Genomic DNA, 18466 nt, shown 5'->3' with positions numbered 1-18466 from the left:
AGAACCTGCTTATAAGTACCTGTTTATAAGAACCTGTTTATAAGATCCTGTTTACGATCTTGGCGCGGGCTCATGCAATAGCAGCCGTTTTTTTGGCTACCAATGTCAAAATATCATACGCTGCGACCAGTTCATTGTCCTGATTCGTCACTTCCACATCCCACGCTACCACACCCTGCCCCACACCTTTGGCATCTTTCTTTTGCCTGTCTGTCTTACGCTTGCAAGTCAGGCGCGCACGGATGGTGTCGCCTATGCCTACCGGCTTGATGAAGCGCAGCGTATCCAGTCCATAGTTGGCCAATACCGGTCCCGGTGCGGGCGACACGAATAAACCGGCAGCAGCCGACAACACAAAATAACCATGTGCAATGCGCTTGCCGAAAGGGCTTTCTTTGGCAGCGATCTCATCAAAATGCATGTAGAAATAATCGCCGGACAAACCACCAAAGGCAACGATGTCGGCTTCACTGACAGTACGCCTGTGGGTCAGCAAGGACATACCTATCTGCAAATCTTCAAAATAGCGGCGGAAAGGATGGATGTCCGATTCCAGTACGGCAGCACCACGTACATGCTCTGCCGTCACTGCAGCCAGCATGGTAGGCGAACCCTGTACGGCGGCCCTTTGCAAATAATGCTTGACTGCCCGGCCACCACCCAGCTCTTCACCACCGCCAGCGCGGCCCGGTCCACCATGCTTCAATTGCGGCAAGGGGGGAACCGTGGCCGGTTGATTCTGGCGCTGACTCGGCATTCAATATCATCAGCCGACCATGTCTTGCCGCCATATGCGGTATCGCCATGGCAGCGACGTGCGGGTCTTTGGTGACCAGGGTGGCCACCAGGCTGCCATTGCCTTTTGCAGCCAGCATCAAGGCTTCCGGCATGTCATGGTAAGGCATCAGGGTCGCCACCGGGCCAAAGGCTTCAATCTCGTGTACTGCCGAATTTTCCATTGGCTGACGACAGACGATCAGGGTCGGCGAGACGAAAGCCCCCTGTTCCAGCCCTTCACCCTGCAACTGCGCTGGCACTGAACCGCCGCAGATGATTTGATTGCCTGCTGCCAGTTGTTGAATGCTGGCGAGTACGTCGTGCTGCTGCGCGCGGCTTGCCAGTGGCCCCATCAGTACACCTCGTACACCTTCAAGACGAGGGTCACCAACGACAGTTTTGTCGAGCCTGGCGCGGATTTTTTCTGCCACAGCATCCAGTTGTGCGGCGGGCACCATGGCCCTGCGTATGGCCGTGCATTTTTGCCCGGCCTTGGCGGTCATTTCACGCACGACTTCCTTGACGTACAAATCGACTTCTTCATCACCATCCACTATATCCGGCCCGAGTATCGCGCAATTCAGTGAATCGGCTTCGGCATTGAAGGGAATAGAACGGCGCACGATATTCGGATGCACCTTCAATTGCGCCGCCGTGGCAGCAGAACCGGTGAAGGTGACGACATCGGTTTCTTCCAGCAAATCAAGCAAGTTGCCGGTGGTACCAATGATCAGTTGCAGGCTGCCTTCGGGCAGCAAACCACTGACATGAATTTGCCTGACCAGGGCCTCGGTCAGATACGATGTCGCCGTTGCCGGTTTAACGATGCAAGGCATGCCTGCCAAAAAGCTGGGAGCAAATTTTTCCAGCAAACCCCAGACCGGAAAATTGAAGGCGTTGATATGCACAGCCACACCCTGACGCGGCACCAGGATATGGGTGCCGGAAAAATGTCCCTGCTTACCCAGCGACATGGCCGGGCCTTCGTGCACCACGTTCCCGGATGGGAATTCATTCGTGCCTATGCTGGCATAGGCAAATACGGTGCCAGCGCCACCTTCTATATCTATCCAGCTATCGCTACGCGTCGCACCGGTGTGCGAGGAAATTGCATACAGATCTTCTTTATGTTCGGTCAGGTATTTGGCCAGGGCGCGCAAGATGGCAGCGCGCTGCTGAAAATCCAGCGCCAGCAGATTCTTCAGACCGATCTGTCTTGCATACGTCAGCGCTGCCTTAAAATCCAAAATTTCAGCATGACTGGCGTAGATCGCACTGCCATCAATGGCACTATGCAAGACCTGCCCGGGCTCTGCACCTGTCCACACACCAGCTATCCAGCTTTGCAAAATTTTCATGGGCTACTCTTTAATAATGAAATGAATCAGGACTTACGCAAAATTGTCCCAGCAAGGCTGCCGCTTTTAGGAAACCTCCCTTGCAGGGGAGGTTCGTTACGTCGGCGGACAATATATTGTCCAAAACCCCGACTACACCGCAGCGACGAAGACAGTACGAATAGTACGGCGAGGAGCTGCAACGCAGTTGGGGCGGTTTTGCGTAAGTCCTATGAATCAAGACTTGATGCGATAAGCTGGCAAGCCTGCGACCAGTGCAATGCGCGGGCGATTTTCTTCAACGGCAGTCAGAGCTTCCACCTCCTGCATGCTGGCGAGTGAACGTCGCGTCAGTGCATGGTATTGCGCCGTACCTTCGGTTTTCCAGGCGATCTCTTCTTCACGCAAAGCACGCGCAATGCGCGCCGGTGCGCCCATGACCAGGCTGCGCGCTGGCACATCCATACCGGCCTTGACAAAGGACATGGCCGCGACGATGGATGATTCGCCGATGACAGCCAGGTCCATGACCACGGCATTCATGCCCACCATGGCGTTCCTGCCTATGCGGCAGCCATGCAATACCGCACCGTGGCCGATATGCCCATCCCGTTCCACCACCGTGTCACTGTCCGGGAAACCATGGATAACGCAGGTATCCTGCACATTCACCCCTTCTTCCAGGACGATGCGACCAAAGTCACCGCGCAGGCTGGCAGACGGGCCGATATAACAAGCTGGCCCGACAATCACATCGCCAATCAGCGTAGCGCTGGGGTGCACATAGGCAGTGGGATGCACCACCGGTATCAGGCCATCGATTGCATATACTTTCATACCATGTACTCCTGATTACTTTTTTTTGCGTATTTTTGCGTATATTTGCTTTGATTACTAGGCCCTGGGCCGCTTGTCTATTACCCGCCTGGCCTTGCCCACCAAGGTGCGTTCTATGCTGTTGGCGGGCAATATGCTGACATGGCAACTGACGCCGATAAAGGTCTTGATATGGTGTTCAAGCTGCTGGTGCAACTGCTTCACATCCTGCTCTGACAGCGTACCTGATACCTCGGGGCGCAGTTCGGCGACGATGTCGAGTTTGTCCATATGCCCTTCACGCGTCACCACCAATTGATATTGCGGTGCCAGTTGCGGATGTTTGAGTATCAGTTCTTCTACCTGGGTCGGAAATAAATTCACACCACGGATAATGAGCATGTCGTCAGAACGTCCGGTGATTTTACCCATGCGGCGCATGGCGCGTGAAGTGGGTGGCAGCAAACGCGTCAGGTCGCGGGTGCGATAGCGTATGACGGGGAAAGCTTCCTTGCTCAGTGAAGTAAATACCAGTTCACCTTCTTCACCATCGGGCACAACTTCACCAGTATCCGGGTTGATGATCTCAGGGTAAAAATGGTCTTCCCAGATCACCGGCCCATCTTTGCTTTCTATGCATTCGCTGGCAACACCGGGGCCCATGACTTCTGACAAGCCATAAATATCAACGGCATCAATACCGGCACGCATTTCGATTTCACTGCGCATGGCATCAGTCCAGGGTTCGGCACCGAAGATACCTATACGCAGCGAAGTGTTGGCAGCATCTATGCCCTGGCGCGTCATTTCTTCTATGATGTTGAGCATATAAGAAGGCGTGACCATGATGATGGATGGCTGGAAATCCTGTATCAGTTGCACCTGCTTTTCTGTCTGCCCGCCCGACATGGGGATCACCGTACAGCCCAGACGTTCTGCCCCATAATGCGCACCCAGGCCACCGGTGAACAGGCCATAGCCATACGAAACTTGCACTATGTCCCCGGCACGACCACCGGCAGCACGTATCGAGCGCGCCACCAGGTCTGTCCAGGTATCAATATCTTTTTGTGTGTAACCCACCACCGTAGGCTTGCCCGTGGTACCGCTGGAGGCATGTACCCGCAGCACTTTTTCACGCGGCACTGCAAACATGCCGAAGGGATAGTTGTCGCGTAAATCCTGCTTGCCGGTGAAAGGAAATTTCGCCAGGTCGGCCAGAGTTTTCAAATCCTCAGGGTGCACGCCTGCTGCATCAAAACTGGTGCGGTAATGCGGGACATTATTGTACACATGCTGCAGGGTCCATTTCAGGCGTTGCAATTGCAGGGACTGCAGCTCATCCTTGCTGGCTGTTTCTATCGCATCGAGGCCTGTCGCTATTTTCCTGTTTGTTTTGCTGTCTGTGTTGTCTGTGTTGTCTGCCATGTTTTGTCTCCTGCTGAACTCTCTCGATTCGTCTCTATTTTTGATGACTAAACACAGGTTCATTTGGAACTGCATTTTCCCGCAACACCAGGCCCGGCACCACTTCAGCATTCAGCTTATGCGACTTGCCACGAAACAGGGCAATCAACTGCCCATGTTGATTCGTCAGGCGTGCATCGTAAATACCGGTACGGCCAGTCAATGATTGCTCGGTCACGGTCGCGGTGATGACATCCGCTTCCCGCCCCGGCAATAAATATTCTATGCTGCAACCAGCGGCGACAGTCGCCTGGTTACGACTATTGCAGGCGAAGGCAAACGCACTGTCAGCCAGGGTGAACAGATAGCCGCCGTGGCAGGTCTGATGTCCATTCAGCATAGCCGGCCTGATGCGCATGCTGAGTGTTGCCGTACCTTCCGCCACGTGCACGATTTGCATATCCAGCCCGCGCGTTGCGGCATCGCTGGCGAACATGGCAGCAGCCGTAAGTTCTGCCATGTGCTGGTGGTCGTTGGCGACCTGCTTGCTTACTTGACTGATCTCTGTGTTCATCAATGCTGTTCCTCAAGGTAGTTGCATTCCATCCAGGCTTACTTGCCGACAAACTTTGGCGCACGCTTCTCGACAAACGCCGCCACGCCTTCACGATAATCTTGGCTTTGCCCCAGCTCGCGCATCATGCTGGTTTCCAGTACCAGTTGCTGTTCCAGGGTATGTTGCGGGCTGGCGTAGATCGCCTGCTTGGTCAACGCCAGACCCTTGGTCGGGGCGGATGCAAAATGCCTGGCCAGGGCCATGGTTTCGGCCTGCAACTGATCGTCATCCACACATTTCCAGATCAGGCCCCATTGCTCTGCCTGTTCAGCACTGATCTTGCCACCCAGCATGGCGGCGCCCATGGCCCTGGCCGTACCCAGTGCACGCGGCAGGAAATACGTGCCGCCGGTATCGGGTATCAGGCCCAGCTTGCAAAAGACTTCAACAAAACTGGCAGAACGCGCTGCCAGTACGATGTCACAAGCCAGTGGCAGGTTGGCACCGGCACCGGCCGCGACGCCATTCACCGCACAAATGACTGGCATGGGCAAGGCACGCAGGGCCAGCACCAGTGGCGCATAATATTTTTCTACCGATGCGCCCAGATCAGGTGGAGCACCGTCGGCCGCATTGTCTCCTTTGACGGCACGGTCAGATAAATCCTGGCCAGCGCAAAAACCGCGTCCGGCACCGGTCAACACCATGACACGCACCGAGGTGTCGGCCCGCAGCCTTGCCAGTGCATCCTGTATTTCCAGGTGCATGGCAACGTTAAAACTATTAAGTTTTTCGGGGCGGTTCAGGGTCAGGTGGGCAATGCCGTCGCTGATGTGAAACAGGATGTGGGAATAGTCCATTCAATTCTCGCTATCAAAATCCAGGGTCAGGGTATCGCTGACCGGGAAACTCTGGCAGGTCAGCACGAATCCGCGTGCCACTTCGTAATCTTCAAGGGCATAATTCCTGTCCATATCCACCTTGCCCTCCACCACTTTGGAACGGCAGGTCGAACATACCCCGCCCTTGCAGGAATAACGCATATCATGCCCCAGCTTGAGGGCTGCATCCAGTACAGATTCCTTATCTTTTTCCATATCGAAATGGGTGTGATGACCATCCATGACAATCGTCACGGCGCAGGACGATTTGCCCGGCAAAGGCTGGTTGCTGGCCACATGCCGGTGTGTCGGGATGCTGGCGGCAAATAATTCGATCTTGATATGCTCTTTGGGCATGCCGCTTTGTTGCAAGGCTGCGCTGACCGCCTGCATCATGTCTTCCGGCCCGCAGATGAAAGCGGCATCCATATCGGAAATAGGTATCCATTTATCAAACAGGTTCAGGCATTTTTCTGCGGTGATGCGACCATTGAACAAGTCTATATCCTGTTGTTCACGACTCATGATGTAGACCAGGTTCAGGCGTTGCAGGTAGCTGTCCTTCAACGCCGCCAGTTCTTCCTTGAACATGACAGTAGACGATGCGCGATTGCCATACACCAGAGTGAATTTGCTGTGCGGTTCGCTTTGCAAGGTGGTCTTGATGATGGACAGTATGGGTGTGATGCCACTACCTGCGGCAAAGGCAAGATAGTGTTTTTTGTGCGCAGCAGCCAAGGGAAAATTGAAATGCCCCATGGCAGGCATGACATCGACGGCCATGCCCGTACGCAGGCTGTCATGTACCCAGTTGGAAAACACGCCACCCTGTACGCGTTTGATGGCAACACGCAATTGCCCATCCTGCACGGCAGAACAAATCGAATACGAGCGCCGCACATCTTCACCAGCTATCTGCGTGCGCAGAGTCAGGTGTTGCCCTTCACGATAGGCAAACTGTTCCTGTAAATCAGTTGGCACGGCAAAGTTCAATACCACGGCATCACGGGTTTCTGACCGTATCTGGCTGACTGTCAGCGGGTAAAATTTACTCATTTACAATGGTCTCCTCTTATTCTTATTACTTCTTATTACTCGCTCAGTGCGGCTTGAAGTAATCAAAAGGTTCCAGGCAAACCCGGCACTTGTACAAAGCCTTGCAAGCCGTTGATCCAAACTGGCTGACCAGTTGCGTATCGGCAGAACCGCATTGCGGGCAAGCGATGGCGGGCTGCACTTCGCGATAACGCTGTATGGATGAGATATCAACCACCTGTTGCTGTGGTGGCGCAATACCATAGCCAGTGAGTTTTTGCTTGCCCGCTTCTGTCATCCAGTCTGTACTCCAGGCGGGTGACAATTGATAGACAATGCTGGGGGTGGTGATGCCATGCGCCTGCAAGGTCTTGCCAATTTCTTCTGCGATGACATCCATGGCCGGGCAGCCAGAGTATGTAGGTGTAATGGTGATGACCCATTCTGTACCCTGCCATTCCACCGAGCGGATAATGCCCAGATCTGTCACTGAAATGACCGGGATTTCCGGGTCGCTGACCTCGCCCAGCCATTGCCAGATCTGCGCGGTTGTGGCAATTGGGTCTGTCCTGTCTGCTGCGGCAGTGGCTACCATTGCGCGCCCGGATAAGCGCGCTGCAAGAACTGCATCTCGGCCAGCAGGTAACCCATGTGCTCAGTATGTACGCCTTGCTTGCCGCCCTTGTGCATCCAGCTGTTGGCAACTGGCAGGTGCAAGGTGGCGGCATGCATGACATCGGCAATATGCGCATCCCAGGCTGGTTTCAATGCCGACGGCAAGGGCGCCACACCCGCGGCATGCATGCCGATATCAATATCATCATCCATGAACATTTCACCGCTGAAGCGCCACAGCTCTTCCAATGCAGCCTGCATCATTTGATGGCTTAATGCCGTGCCATCCCCCAGGCGCACCACCAGGTCGCTGCTGCGACGCAAATGGTAAGTCACTTCTTTCAGCGATTTTTCTGCGATGGCGGCAATCTGCTGATCCGTGGATGACTTCAGCGCCTGCAGGTAGTGGTAATGCCAGGTATCAAACAAGAATTGCCGTGTCAGGGTATCGGCATAGCTGCCATTCGGCTGTTCGACCAATAAGAAATTATGAAAGTCGTGGGCATCACGCAAGAAAGCCAGGTCGTCTTCTGCGCGTCCCCTGCCTTCCAGTTCTGCCGCATAGGTATACCACAGCCTGGCCTGGCCTATCAGGTCAAGAGCGACATTGGTCAGTGCCATGTCTTCTTCCAGCGCTGGCCCCTTGCCGCACCATTGCGACAGCCGCTGGCTCAGCACCATGACATGATCTGCCAGACGCAAAACATGATTGAACTTGTGATTGAGCTTATCCTCAGACATCTCAACTCTCCAGAAATGATGTGCCTGCTGTGCAGGCATGATTCAATTAAAGATTCTTGACTTCATCCGGCATGGGGAAAAAAGTCGGATGCCGGTACACCTTGCTGTCCGATGGTTCAAACAGGGCTTCCTTGTCGCCCGGGCTGCTGGCAAAAATATCGCCGGCACGCGCCGCCCAGATGCTGACGCCTTCACTGCGACGCGTATACACATCACGCGCATGGTTGATCGCCATTTCCGCATCTGGTGCATGCAGGCTACCCACATGTTTGTGTGCCAGGCCATGCTGGCTGCGGATGAAAATTTCCCACAAGGGCCATTCTTTGCTCATGATCTGTCTCCAGTTCTTACGCGCTTTGTTTTTTATCGTGCTGCTTGTCTGCATGCGCCTGCAAGGCATCACGAAACCAGGCACCATCTTCATACGCCTTGACGCGGGTGCGCAGGCGTTCACGGTTGCAGGGGCCATTGCCTTTCAAGACCTGGTAAAACTCATCCCAGTTGATTTCACCAAAATCATAATGACCGCGTTCTTCATTCCATTTAATAGCGGGATCAGGTAATTGCAGGCCCAGGTATTCAATCTGCGGCACTGTCTGGTCCACCATGCGCTGGCGCAGTTCATCGTTGGAAAAAAGCTTGATACGCCACTGCGCCGATTGCGCACTATTTACCGATGCCGCATCTGACGGGCCAAACATCATCAGCGCCGGCCACCAGTAACGGTTCAGGGCATCTTGCGCCATGGCTTTTTGTTCTGCCGTGCCGCGACACAAGGTCATCATGATGTCGTAACCCTGGCGCGCATGGAAGGACTCTTCCTTGCAGACGCGGATCATGGCGCGAGAATAAGGGCCGTAAGAACAACGGCACAGTGGTATCTGGTTGATGATGGCAGAACCATCGACCAGCCAGCCTATGGCACCCATATCAGCCCAGCTTAAGGTCGGGTAATTGAAGATGCTGGAATACTTGGCCTTGCCGGAATGCAGGTCAGCCAGCATATCATCACGCGATACGCCCAGGGTTTCGGCGGCGCTGTACAAGTACAGTCCATGCCCTGCTTCATCCTGGATTTTTGCCAGCAGGATGGCCTTGCGTTTCAGGGTAGGTGCACGGGTGACCCAGTTCCCCTCGGGCAACTGACCGACGATTTCGGAATGGGCATGCTGGGAAATTTGCCGTATCAGGGTTTTCCTGTAGGCATCAGGCATCCAGTCCTTGGCTTCGATGCGGATACCGGCATCGATTCTTTCCTGGAAGGCACGCTCTGCAGCACTTAATTCTTCAGGCGTGCGGACTTTTGAAAGACCTGTTTCCACTAATTGTGCATACATGACCACATCTCCTTCTGTGCACTTAATAAAAATACAAAAACCTTGATCTGTCTCAAACAATTATATGATACAGTTTTTATTGATGTTAGTATTTTTTTGTATCATTTAATTTAAATAGGTATTTCCGCATGAAAATAGCGGGCTGTAAACCTGAGTGTGCGGAGCCAGGCTTGGGTAAAATCTGCCTGACATCATCTGGCCCTCAACCTAAAAGTATCGTATGCGAAATGAAGCAAAAATCCAGGACTGGATAGAACTATGCATAACGAGGGACCCGCCGCGCGCCAAATCATTGGTGATGACGGTGTTTGGCGATGCCATAGCGCCCCATGGCGGCAGTATCTGGCTGGGGGAATTGATCGCACTGATGGGTCATTTCGGTATCAGTGACCGCCTGGTGCGCACCAGTGTCTTCAGGCTGACCGATGAAGGCTGGCTGGAAGCGCAACGCGACGGTCGCCGCAGCAGCTATCAACTGGCAACGGCCACCTATGCCCGTTTCCAGCATGCGTATAAAAGGGTGTATACCCAGCAATCCCCGGTCTGGGATAAACACTGGACGCTGCTGATTGCCAGCAATGGCGATGCAGGCAGCGGCAATAAAAGCCTGTTGAAGAAGGAATTAAGCTGGGAAGGTTTTCGCCAGATCAATACCGGTGTCTATGCCCATCCACAGGCAGATAAAGTGGCCTTGCAGGATATTCTGGAACGCACAGGCTACCGCGACCAATTGCTGATCTGCAGCGCCAGCGATGATGATCAGTTGCAGGGCCTGCCCTTGCATACGCTGATCAAGTCGCACTGGCAACTGGATGAAATCAATGCCAGTTACCAGGAATTCATCCACAACTTTTCCCCGCTGTTGAAATTAATCAGCAACCAGGATCTGCCAGCCCCTGCCGCCTTTGTCATACGCAGCCTGCTGATCCACAACTTCCGCCGTACCCAACTGCATGACCCGCACCTGCCGGCAGAATTGCGCCCGGCTGACTGGGCGGGTAGCAAAGCGTATCAACTGTGCCGCGCCGTGTATCAATGCTGCTATCAGCAGGCAGAACAACTGTTATCGGAAGCCCTGGCCGGCAGTAGTAGTAGCACCGGGCTCGCTGGAGATGCGTTGCAACAGCGCTTTGCCGACTGATAGTCCCAGTACCATTAAATAAAAACGCGGAGCAGTCATGAACTGGTCCGCGTTTTTTAATCTGCCACGATCAGGCTGACTTACTTTCTTCTATCAGATTTCTTCGTACAAAGGCAGAGTCAGGAATTCAGCGAAATTTTCTGAAGTCGACATCTCTTCAAAAATATGCGCTGCGCGGTCATAAGTGGCACCTGTGCCTGCGATTGCTTTTACTTTGAGCAATTCTTCCGGGATCATGGCACGCACCATGTCGGCAGTGACCTTGCGACCATCTTCCAGATTACCCTTGGCCGAACGTATCCATTGCCAGACTTGTGAACGGCTGATTTCTGCGGTTGCTGCATCTTCCATCAGGTTATGGATAGGCACGCAACCATTGCCCGCCAGCCATGCACCCAGGTAATGGATGCCGACATTGATGTTGTAACGCAGGCCCGCTTCAGTGATCGGCGTTTCTGGCTGAAAGTTCAACAAATCCTTGGCACTGACTTCGATATCAGGGCGCTGTTTGGAAATCTGGTTAGGTGCATCACCCAAGACTTTTTTGAATTCTGTCATCGCCAGTTCAACCAGGCCAGGATGTGCTACCCAGCCGCCATCGTAACCATCCGTTGCATCACGGGCTTTGTCAGTGCGCACGCCGCCCATGGCGATTTCGTTTTTCTCAGGATCGTTCTTGATAGGGATCAGTGCCGCCATGCCGCCAATCGCTGGCGCATTGCGCTTGTGGCAGGTCTTCAGCAACAGCAGCGCATAAGAACGCATGAAAGGCGCAGTCATGGTGACCTTGGCCCGATCTGCCAGGCAGAAGTTTTTATCGTTCTTGAATTTCTTGATGCAAGAGAAAATATAATCCCAGCGACCGGCATTCAAGCCTGAACTATGTTCACGCAGTTCATACAAAATCTCATCCATCTCGAAAGCAGCAACAATGGTTTCGATCAGCACGGTGGCCTTGATGGTGCCTTGTGCCAGGCCGATTTCATTTTGTGCCATGACGAAAATATCATTCCACAGGCGGGCTTCCAGATGCGACTCCATCTTCGGCAAATAGAAGTAAGGGCCAGCGCCGCGCGCCAGTTGCTCTTTGGCGTTATGGAACAGGAACAGGGCAAAATCAAAGATACCGCCAGAGATGCGCTTGCCATCGACCAGCACATGTTTTTCATCCAGGTGCCAGCCGCGTGGACGCACGACCAGGGTGGCGATCTTGTCATTCAGTTTGTAGGACTTGCCATTTTGTTCCAGACTGATGGTACGACGCACGGCGTCGCGCATATTGATCTGGCCGGTGATCTGGTTGTCCCAGTTCGGGGTGTTCGAATCTTCAAAGTCGGTCATGTAACTGTCAGCGCCTGAGTTGAAGGCGTTGATAACCATCTTGCGCTCTACCGGGCCGGTGATTTCTACACGGCGGCATTCCAGCGCTTTGGGGATAGGCGCAATCTTCCAGTCACCTTCACGGATGTGCAGAGTTTCTGGCAAGAAGTCTGGTGTCTCGCCAGCATCCAGGCGCTTGGCGCGTTCTACGCGGGCGGCCAGCAATTGCTGGCGGCGTGGTTCAAATGCGCGGCTCAGTTTGGCAACCAGGGCCAGTGCCTCGGGTGTCAAAATCCCGGCAAAACCCGGCTTGATTTCGCCAGTAATTTGCATGCCTTCAGGTAAAGTCAGTTGTGTCATGATGGTCTCCAAAAAAATAATGTAAAACGAAATCAGTGGCGGTGTTTTTCAACAAAGGCAATCAGATCTTGCAGCTTGCGTCCTTCGCCATGCGGCGTGACGCCCAGTTGCTCGAGCGGCGCATTTTGCCGGTTGACCCAGAATGTGGTGTAGCCAAACCAGGCGGCGCAACAGGCGTCCCAGCAATTGCTGGATACAAACAGGATATTCTTGGCCGGCACACCAAATACATCGGGTGCCATTTGATAGGCCTCGGGTGCAGTCTTGAATTTTTTGACGGCGTCCACCGACAGCAAATGACTGAACAGGCCCTGCATGCCAGCCGCATCGACCGCTGACTGTAGCATGTGCAGATTACCGTTCGATAAAATCGACAGCTTCAAACCCTGCTTGTGCAAATCTTGCAGCACTGCCAGGTTTTCAGGAAAGGCTTGCAAGCGCGCATACTGGCCCATCAGGGTATTTTGCGCATCCAGGCTCAGCTCCAGCCCCAGCTTATGACAACAGAAGAGCAAGGCATCCTGTGTCACTTCCCAAAATGGCTTGTACATGCTGCACATGGTACGCAGGCGCGTGTATTCAATCTGCTTGTCGCGCCACAATTCAGCCAATGCCCGTCCCTTGCCGGGAAACAGCTTGTCTGCCTGTTCACTGATGGAATACACATCGAACAGGGTACCGTAGGCGTCAAAGGCGATGGCTGATATGGGCATGATTTTCGGTCAGAGTATCAAGAATGCATCAAAAGCAACGTGTTAAAAATTTGATCGGCAACTAACATGAAAGCAGTATATTCAATATAAAATCACATAATCATCGAATTTCATCACTACATCTTTTCATTTTAGTTGCAAATGAAAGAATAACCAGCCAGGCTGCCATGGATCAATTCAAACAACTCTCGACTTTTGCCGAAGTGGCAACACGTGGCAGCCTGTCCGCAGCGGCCCGGGCTGAAGGCGTGGCCCCGGCCATGATAGGCCGCCGCCTGGATGCGCTGGAAGAACGCCTGGGTGTCAAACTCTTGCAGCGCACTACCCGCAAGCTGGCGCTAACCAATGAAGGTGAAGCCTTTCTGGAAGATTGCCAGCGCATCCTGGCGGACCTGGAAGCAGCAGAAGGTGCCGTATCTGAACGCAGCGTCCGCGCCAGCGGTACCCTGACGATTTCAGCCCCGGCCGGTTTTGGCCGCCGGCATGTGGCACCATTGATGCCCTCTTTCCTGAGTGAACACCGCGACATCAAACTGACGCTGAGCCTGAATGACCGCGTGGTGGATTTGATCGGTGAAGGTATAGACGTGGCGATACGCATCGCCGCACTGACCGATTCCAACCTGATCGGCGTCAAGCTGGCTGACAACAAGCGCGTGGTGGTGGCCTCACCCGCCTACATCAAGCGCCATGGCACACCGCAGACACTGGATGAACTCAGCAAGCACAATTGCCTGGCTTTCAGCGCCGATGGCAGCCAGCGCGGCTGGACCTTTCGCCAGAACGGCAAGAATGTCACGCTGAAAGTAGAAGGCAATATGGTCTGCAATGATGGCGAGGTCTTGCATGACTGGTCACTGTCAGGCAAGGGTCTGGCCTGGCGTTCGATGTGGGAAGTGGGGGCAGAAATTGAAAGCGGCAAACTGATCACGGTGCTGGATGAATTCAATGCGCCAGGCAATGATATCTATGCGATATTCGCCCAGCGCCGCCACCTGCCCCTGCGCATACGCGCCTTCATCGACTTCCTGCGGCATGCCTACAGCCAGCCGAATTACTGGAAGAAATCCTGACGTGTTCTAATAATTTGAGAAACAAGTCCAGAGACTGTCAGTAAAGACTGTTAGTAAAGGCGTGACTTGGAGCAGGACAGTAAAAATCCAGACTTTAGCCAGGTTGCCCATTTTTGGCCGCCTGCTCACGCAGTTTGTCTTTCTTGCTTTTGCGTGCCCCCTTGATGCCGCCTGTTGGCGCATCAGCGTTAGCTTCAGACTCTGCCTTGTCTGCTACAATTGCAGTAGGTTCAAAACCGGCGATGGTTTCGCGGGGCACACGTTTGTCCTGGCGTTTTTCTATCAGACGGAAATGCATTTCATGCTCGGCCACGATAAAACTGATCGCCGTGCCGCTCGCACCAGCGCGTCCCGTGCGGCCTATGCGGTGGAGGTAATCATCCGCCGAGCGTGGCAAATCATAATTAACGACCGCAGGCAAACCGGCAACGTCGATACCACGGGCTGCCAGGTCAGTAGCAACCAGTACCTGTATGCGGTTTGCCTTGAAGTCGGTCAGCATATGCTGGCGTGCACCCTGGCTGGCATCGCCATTAAATGCCTCTGCCTTGATACCCGCTTTTTTCAATTTATTGCTGACTGTGTCACTCGCATATTTGGTGGCGACAAAGACCAGCACGCGTTCCCATTGCTGATCTTTGATCAGATGAACCAGCAGGCGGGTGCGCTTGTCGCCATCAACTGCTATCGTCCTTTGCGCAATATCAGGCAGGTTTTCAGCCAGATCGGCAATCGCAACGCGCCTGGGTTCATGCAGTAATGCCAGCGCCAGTTTTTTGACTGCCGGTGAGAAGGTGGCTGAAAAAAACAGGTTCTGCCGTTTGGCAGGTAACTGCTCGAGGATGCGTTTGATTTCATCGGCAAAGCCCAGGTCCAGCAGGCGATCTGCCTCATCCAGCACCAGTGTCGCCACGTCTTTTAAAGACAGGGCATTGTTATCCAGCAAATCCAGCAAGCGCCCCGGCGTGCTGATGACGATATCAGCCCCGCCACGCAAATGCATCATCTGCGGGTTGATAGAGGCGCCGCCATAAATCACGGCTACTTTCAACTTCTTTGGCAAGTGCGCTGCCAAAGCCTCGATTGTTTGGCCTACCTGCCCGGATAATTCACGGGTAGGTACCAGCACCAGGATGTTGACTTTACGTGCCTTATTGCTCTCGTTATTGCTATCTTTGCTGCTCTCTTCCGCTTCTTGCTGTATGCGTTGCTGCATACGCTGCAATAACGGCAGAGCAAAGGCAGCCGTCTTGCCCGAGCCAGTCTGTGCCAGTGCCATGACATCCTCGCCAGCCAAGATTGCCGGAATAGCCGCAGTCTGCACCGCAGTCGGTGTCTCATACTGACGTGCAGCAACAGCTTGCAAAAGTTCCGGGATCAGGCCTAGGGATTCAAAAGTCATAGTAAATTGGAGAAGGGAAATAAAGAAATTTTGTATAGAGCGTTACACTAAAACTCATTTCATAAATAAGGATGAGTGCGTGCGGGATGTCACCCCACTAATGCGCATTGTAGTGCAAAACTGCCCTGTATCTGTAGATACCTGTCCCTGCAATACATGCGCTTACTCACCAGGGAGTCGGTGTTTTGACAACAATTACTTTCATCCGGGCAGACATTGCCCAGCACAAAGATGTGCTGCTAGCCATGAATCTTGAATACATGGGCTGGGTGGCGGCACACATCCAACAGGATTTTGGCATTGCCACTGAAGATTTACTCGGCATGCGTACAGCCAACCAAATTGCTGGAAGAAATAGTGATGCGGGAAAATTAAGGTAATAAAAAAATCGCTCACAACACGAACCCGGTCAGTTCTTGTAGCTATACTCGTCTGCTCAACCCTGTTTTTGGGAGCTACATCAGCAATGAGCATCTCTCAAAACACCGTCCACTATTTCTCCCTTAATTGTGAGTCTGCGTATGAATGAAATCGCTTTAGAACTTCTTGATGAAATTTTCTCCCGCGCTGAAGATGAATCAAAAATTTGCGGACATGAAATTCACGTAGTGGAATTATTGCAAAGCTATTTAATATCCAGGCCAGAACACGCGAGGGCCTGGGCACTTTATGGCGAAGCGTTACGGGAACTTGGCAGAAATAAAGATAGTTTGATTGCCTTGAGCAGAGCTTATGAGCTCGCATCCGATACTTATAAAGGCCATATTGCCATGCAGATTGCTGTGCTCGCAAGAGACTTTCAGTCGCCGGCTGAGGCGAAAAAATGGTTTGAAATTGGCATAAAACATCTTGGAAACGAATTTGGCTGGCCATGGATAATCTGCGGTTCAAACCTGGTTGCATTAGGAGAATTTGCCGCCGCAATTATTTGTTTTGAGACTACTATCAACAATAACCATGAAGAAAAAGACGAGGCATACTTCAACTTGGGCCTCGTCTATCGCGCATTAGAACGATATGAGCAGGCAATCACCTGCTTTGAAAATGCAATACAAATTACACCGAATTATGATGAAGCAAAAAGTGCCTTAGATGGCATGAGAAATATAAGCAAGACGCTAAACCTGACACTAAAACTGAGAAAAACCCTTGGTCAAATACATTGAATCTGGCGAGCACATTAGTGCTCACCAGATCATGCAAAAAGTCTGCAAGAATTACAGGCTCAATTAAAACTCTTCCCAGTCATCCTGTGCCGCCGATGGCGCTTTCTTGATGGTTTTTTCTGGTTTGCTGGCAGGCAGTGATTTGACTGCCGGGCGTTTGGCCAGCGGATTTTCTTTTGCCACGGCTTTGGCCGGGGCTATCGTTGCCGGTTTGGCTGCGGCATTGTCTTTCACATCCAGTTTGAAAATACTGACGGCATGATTGAGGTTGCTGGCCTGGTCGCGCATGCTGCTGGCGGCTGCGGCAGCCTGTTCCACCAGCGCCGCATTTTGCTGGGTGGCTTCATCCATCTTGCTAATGGCCTGGCTCACCTGGTTGATACCATCTCTTTGCTCGGCACTGGCAGAGGTAATTTCCGCCATGATGTCGGCAACGCTTTTAATGGACACCACAATCTCGTCCATGGTTTTACCTGCGTCATCTACCAGGCGGGAACCTATTTCCACCTTGTCGACAGAGTTGCTGATCAGTTCCTTGATTTCCTTCGCCGCATTGGCCGAGCGTTGCGCCAGATTGCGCACCTCGGTCGCCACCACGGCAAAGCCACGGCCCTGCTCGCCGGCACGGGCGGCTTCGACGGCGGCATTCAGCGCCAGGATATTGGTCTGGAAGGCGATACCATCAATCACGCCGATGATGTCGACGATTTTCTTCGAGCTTTCCTTGATGGATGACATGGTGTGGACCACATTCCCCACCACTTGCCCACCCTTGCTGGCCACTTCTGATGCGTTCGATGCCAGGGTATTGGCCTGGCGCGCATTGTCGGCATTTTGCTGGACGGTGGAAGTCAGTTCTTCCATCGAAGAAGCGGTTTCCTCCAGGCTGGCAGCCTGTTGCTCGGTACGGCTGGACAAGTCCATATTGCCGGTAGCGATTTCTTCTGAAGACACGGCGATGGAACCACTCGATTGACGTACCATCATCACGGTCTGCATCAAGCTTTGGCGCATGTTTTCCAGTGCAGACACAAGCTGCCCCATCTCATCCCGAGAAGACGGTTTCAGTTGCTGCGTCAGGTCACCATTACCGATCGCTTCAAACTGGGTAATCGCCTGCTTCAACGGACGGGAAATAGCCGTCAACAAGAAATAAGCCGACACAAATACCGCTACCAGGCCACCAATCACACCAAAGGCATCGACCCACACAAAAGTAGTGAATGCCTGTTCGCTTTCTTTCAAGGATTCGGCTGCGCCAATGAACTGGTATTCACTCAATTTCTCCATCTTGTCCGAATAGGCACTATAGGCAGGCGGCACAACTTTCATGTTCAGGTTGTCTGCCTCCTCCTTATTGCCAGCCTTGATGGCATTGAGCATGGGCGTATGACCGTCCTTGATGTATTTATCCCTTAAGGCAGCGACTTCATCGGAAATTTTCTTTTCTTCCGGGTCTTGCGGCAAGGACAGGTATTTTTTCCAGTAAACGTCTGACTGGCTCAGAAATGCCTCGGACTTCTTGATAGTCTCTGCCGTATCCGGAAATTCTGGATGGGCAATCGCACGGTCAAGCGAAGTGCGCGCGCGCAGGATCAGAACCCGGGATTGGCCTAAAGCTTCGACTGAGGGCAATTGATTGGTGAATAGATCCTTGATGACGGCATTACTGCCCCTGACACCATACACACCCATCAAACCACCGATGACCAGCATCACTGCCATAAAAGACATGGCACCTATCAGTCTTAATCTGATTGTCAGATTGAACATTACGACTTCTCCCTTT

17 protein-coding genes and 1 pseudogene are annotated in these 18466 nt (G+C 53.0%); 4 read left to right on the top strand and 14 right to left on the bottom strand.

The window, feature by feature from the left end; genetic code table 11:
• Positions 1-70: 70 nt before the first annotated feature.
• The 10 genes and pseudogenes from paaZ to paaA form a co-directional block, all read right to left on the bottom strand.
• Positions 71-2135, bottom strand: a pseudogene (gene paaZ / locus ACO0LM_RS19510) (phenylacetic acid degradation bifunctional protein PaaZ).
• A 216-nt stretch (positions 2136-2351) separates the two neighbouring features.
• Entirely contained in the window at positions 2352-2951 is a 600-nt protein-coding gene (locus ACO0LM_RS19505) for a phenylacetic acid degradation protein PaaY (RefSeq protein ID WP_423039077.1), read from the bottom strand.
• A gap of 57 nt (positions 2952-3008) precedes the next feature.
• A complete protein-coding gene (gene paaK / locus ACO0LM_RS19500; RefSeq protein WP_423039075.1) occupies positions 3009-4358 on the bottom strand; it encodes a phenylacetate--CoA ligase PaaK in 1350 nt (449 codons plus the stop codon).
• 34 nt (positions 4359-4392) lie between these two features.
• Positions 4393-4911 carry a hydroxyphenylacetyl-CoA thioesterase PaaI gene (gene paaI / locus ACO0LM_RS19495; RefSeq protein WP_423039073.1) on the bottom strand — a complete coding sequence of 173 codons (519 nt, stop codon included), beginning with the start codon at positions 4909-4911 and terminating at the stop codon, positions 4393-4395.
• A gap of 38 nt (positions 4912-4949) precedes the next feature.
• Positions 4950-5753 carry a 2-(1,2-epoxy-1,2-dihydrophenyl)acetyl-CoA isomerase PaaG gene (gene paaG, locus ACO0LM_RS19490; RefSeq protein WP_423039071.1) on the bottom strand — a complete coding sequence of 268 codons (804 nt, stop codon included), beginning with the start codon at positions 5751-5753 and terminating at the stop codon, positions 4950-4952.
• Positions 5754-6830, bottom strand: coding sequence for a 1,2-phenylacetyl-CoA epoxidase subunit PaaE (paaE, locus tag ACO0LM_RS19485; protein ID WP_423039069.1), 1077 nt, complete (start codon positions 6828-6830; stop codon positions 5754-5756). It lies immediately after the preceding gene.
• 43 nt (positions 6831-6873) lie between these two features.
• Positions 6874-7404 carry a 1,2-phenylacetyl-CoA epoxidase subunit PaaD gene (paaD, locus tag ACO0LM_RS19480; protein ID WP_423039068.1) on the bottom strand — a complete coding sequence of 177 codons (531 nt, stop codon included), beginning with the start codon at positions 7402-7404 and terminating at the stop codon, positions 6874-6876.
• Entirely contained in the window at positions 7398-8165 is a 768-nt protein-coding gene (gene paaC, locus ACO0LM_RS19475; RefSeq protein ID WP_423039066.1) for a 1,2-phenylacetyl-CoA epoxidase subunit PaaC, read from the bottom strand. Before paaC ends, paaD begins: the two co-directional genes overlap by 7 nt.
• 46 nt (positions 8166-8211) lie before the next feature.
• Positions 8212-8496, bottom strand: a complete 285-nt coding sequence (gene paaB / locus ACO0LM_RS19470) for a 1,2-phenylacetyl-CoA epoxidase subunit PaaB (RefSeq protein WP_422988070.1) — start codon at positions 8494-8496, stop codon at positions 8212-8214.
• Between the two features lie 16 nt (positions 8497-8512).
• Entirely contained in the window at positions 8513-9502 is a 990-nt protein-coding gene (gene paaA / locus ACO0LM_RS19465) for a 1,2-phenylacetyl-CoA epoxidase subunit PaaA (RefSeq protein ID WP_423039064.1), read from the bottom strand.
• Positions 9503-9722: 220 nt separating this feature from the next.
• Here paaA and paaX point away from each other — a divergent pair, with 220 nt between their 5' ends.
• Complete coding sequence (paaX, locus tag ACO0LM_RS19460) at positions 9723-10643, top strand: phenylacetic acid degradation operon negative regulatory protein PaaX (RefSeq protein WP_423039062.1); 921 nt, start codon at positions 9723-9725, stop codon at positions 10641-10643.
• A 93-nt stretch (positions 10644-10736) separates the two neighbouring features.
• Here the strand turns inward: paaX and aceB are convergent, their stop codons facing one another.
• On the bottom strand, positions 10737-12323 hold the full coding sequence (gene aceB / locus ACO0LM_RS19455) for a malate synthase A (protein ID WP_423039060.1): 1587 nt from the start codon (positions 12321-12323) through the stop codon (positions 10737-10739).
• A 32-nt stretch (positions 12324-12355) separates the two neighbouring features.
• A complete protein-coding gene (locus ACO0LM_RS19450; protein ID WP_423039172.1) occupies positions 12356-13039 on the bottom strand; it encodes a haloacid dehalogenase type II in 684 nt (227 codons plus the stop codon).
• Between the two features lie 164 nt (positions 13040-13203).
• On the opposite strand from ACO0LM_RS19450, the gene ACO0LM_RS19445 reads away from it, so the two are divergent.
• Positions 13204-14109: a LysR family transcriptional regulator gene (locus tag ACO0LM_RS19445; protein WP_423039058.1), complete on the top strand. Its 906-nt coding sequence runs from the start codon at positions 13204-13206 to the stop codon at positions 14107-14109.
• 94 nt (positions 14110-14203) lie between these two features.
• Here the strand turns inward: ACO0LM_RS19445 and ACO0LM_RS19440 are convergent, their stop codons facing one another.
• Positions 14204-15511 carry a DEAD/DEAH box helicase gene (locus tag ACO0LM_RS19440; protein ID WP_423039056.1) on the bottom strand — a complete coding sequence of 436 codons (1308 nt, stop codon included), beginning with the start codon at positions 15509-15511 and terminating at the stop codon, positions 14204-14206.
• Positions 15512-15696: 185 nt separating this feature from the next.
• Between ACO0LM_RS19440 and ACO0LM_RS19435 the strand changes: the two genes are divergently transcribed.
• Both ACO0LM_RS19435 and ACO0LM_RS19430 read left to right on the top strand, forming a co-directional pair.
• Complete coding sequence (locus tag ACO0LM_RS19435; protein WP_423039054.1) at positions 15697-15891, top strand: hypothetical protein; 195 nt, start codon at positions 15697-15699, stop codon at positions 15889-15891.
• A gap of 141 nt (positions 15892-16032) precedes the next feature.
• Positions 16033-16677, top strand: coding sequence for a tetratricopeptide repeat protein (locus ACO0LM_RS19430; protein ID WP_423039052.1), 645 nt, complete (start codon positions 16033-16035; stop codon positions 16675-16677).
• Between the two features lie 63 nt (positions 16678-16740).
• On the opposite strand, the gene ACO0LM_RS19425 is transcribed toward ACO0LM_RS19430, so the two are convergent.
• Complete coding sequence (locus tag ACO0LM_RS19425; RefSeq protein WP_423039050.1) at positions 16741-18450, bottom strand: methyl-accepting chemotaxis protein; 1710 nt, start codon at positions 18448-18450, stop codon at positions 16741-16743.
• Between the last annotated feature and the right edge of the window lie 16 nt (positions 18451-18466).

Source organism: Undibacterium sp. Di26W (assembly GCF_049340265.1).
GTDB lineage: Bacteria > Pseudomonadota > Gammaproteobacteria > Burkholderiales > Burkholderiaceae_D > Undibacterium.
Note: the sequence above shows the minus strand (reverse complement) of the source record. Positions and strands in the feature narration are given on the sequence as shown.

What these genes read in the sequence shown, in the direction of transcription:
- aceB (WP_423039060.1), bottom strand. Translation starts at nt 12,323, where the DNA reads ATGACACAACTGACTTTACCTGAAGGCATGCAAATTACTGGCGAAATC.
- paaC (WP_423039066.1), bottom strand. Translation starts at nt 8,165, where the DNA reads ATGTCTGAGGATAAGCTCAATCACAAGTTCAATCATGTTTTGCGTCTG.
- paaD (WP_423039068.1), bottom strand. Translation starts at nt 7,404, where the DNA reads ATGGTAGCCACTGCCGCAGCAGACAGGACAGACCCAATTGCCACAACC.
- paaG (WP_423039071.1), bottom strand. Translation starts at nt 5,753, where the DNA reads ATGGACTATTCCCACATCCTGTTTCACATCAGCGACGGCATTGCCCAC.
- ACO0LM_RS19445 (WP_423039058.1), top strand. Translation starts at nt 13,204, where the DNA reads ATGGATCAATTCAAACAACTCTCGACTTTTGCCGAAGTGGCAACACGT.
- paaK (WP_423039075.1), bottom strand. Translation starts at nt 4,358, where the DNA reads ATGGCAGACAACACAGACAACACAGACAGCAAAACAAACAGGAAAATA.
- ACO0LM_RS19440 (WP_423039056.1), bottom strand. Translation starts at nt 15,511, where the DNA reads ATGACTTTTGAATCCCTAGGCCTGATCCCGGAACTTTTGCAAGCTGTT.
- ACO0LM_RS19430 (WP_423039052.1), top strand. Translation starts at nt 16,033, where the DNA reads ATGAATGAAATCGCTTTAGAACTTCTTGATGAAATTTTCTCCCGCGCT.
- paaE (WP_423039069.1), bottom strand. Translation starts at nt 6,830, where the DNA reads ATGAGTAAATTTTACCCGCTGACAGTCAGCCAGATACGGTCAGAAACC.
- paaX (WP_423039062.1), top strand. Translation starts at nt 9,723, where the DNA reads ATGCGAAATGAAGCAAAAATCCAGGACTGGATAGAACTATGCATAACG.
- ACO0LM_RS19425 (WP_423039050.1), bottom strand. Translation starts at nt 18,450, where the DNA reads ATGTTCAATCTGACAATCAGATTAAGACTGATAGGTGCCATGTCTTTT.
- paaA (WP_423039064.1), bottom strand. Translation starts at nt 9,502, where the DNA reads ATGTATGCACAATTAGTGGAAACAGGTCTTTCAAAAGTCCGCACGCCT.
- ACO0LM_RS19505 (WP_423039077.1), bottom strand. Translation starts at nt 2,951, where the DNA reads ATGAAAGTATATGCAATCGATGGCCTGATACCGGTGGTGCATCCCACT.
- paaB (WP_422988070.1), bottom strand. Translation starts at nt 8,496, where the DNA reads ATGAGCAAAGAATGGCCCTTGTGGGAAATTTTCATCCGCAGCCAGCAT.
- paaI (WP_423039073.1), bottom strand. Translation starts at nt 4,911, where the DNA reads ATGAACACAGAGATCAGTCAAGTAAGCAAGCAGGTCGCCAACGACCAC.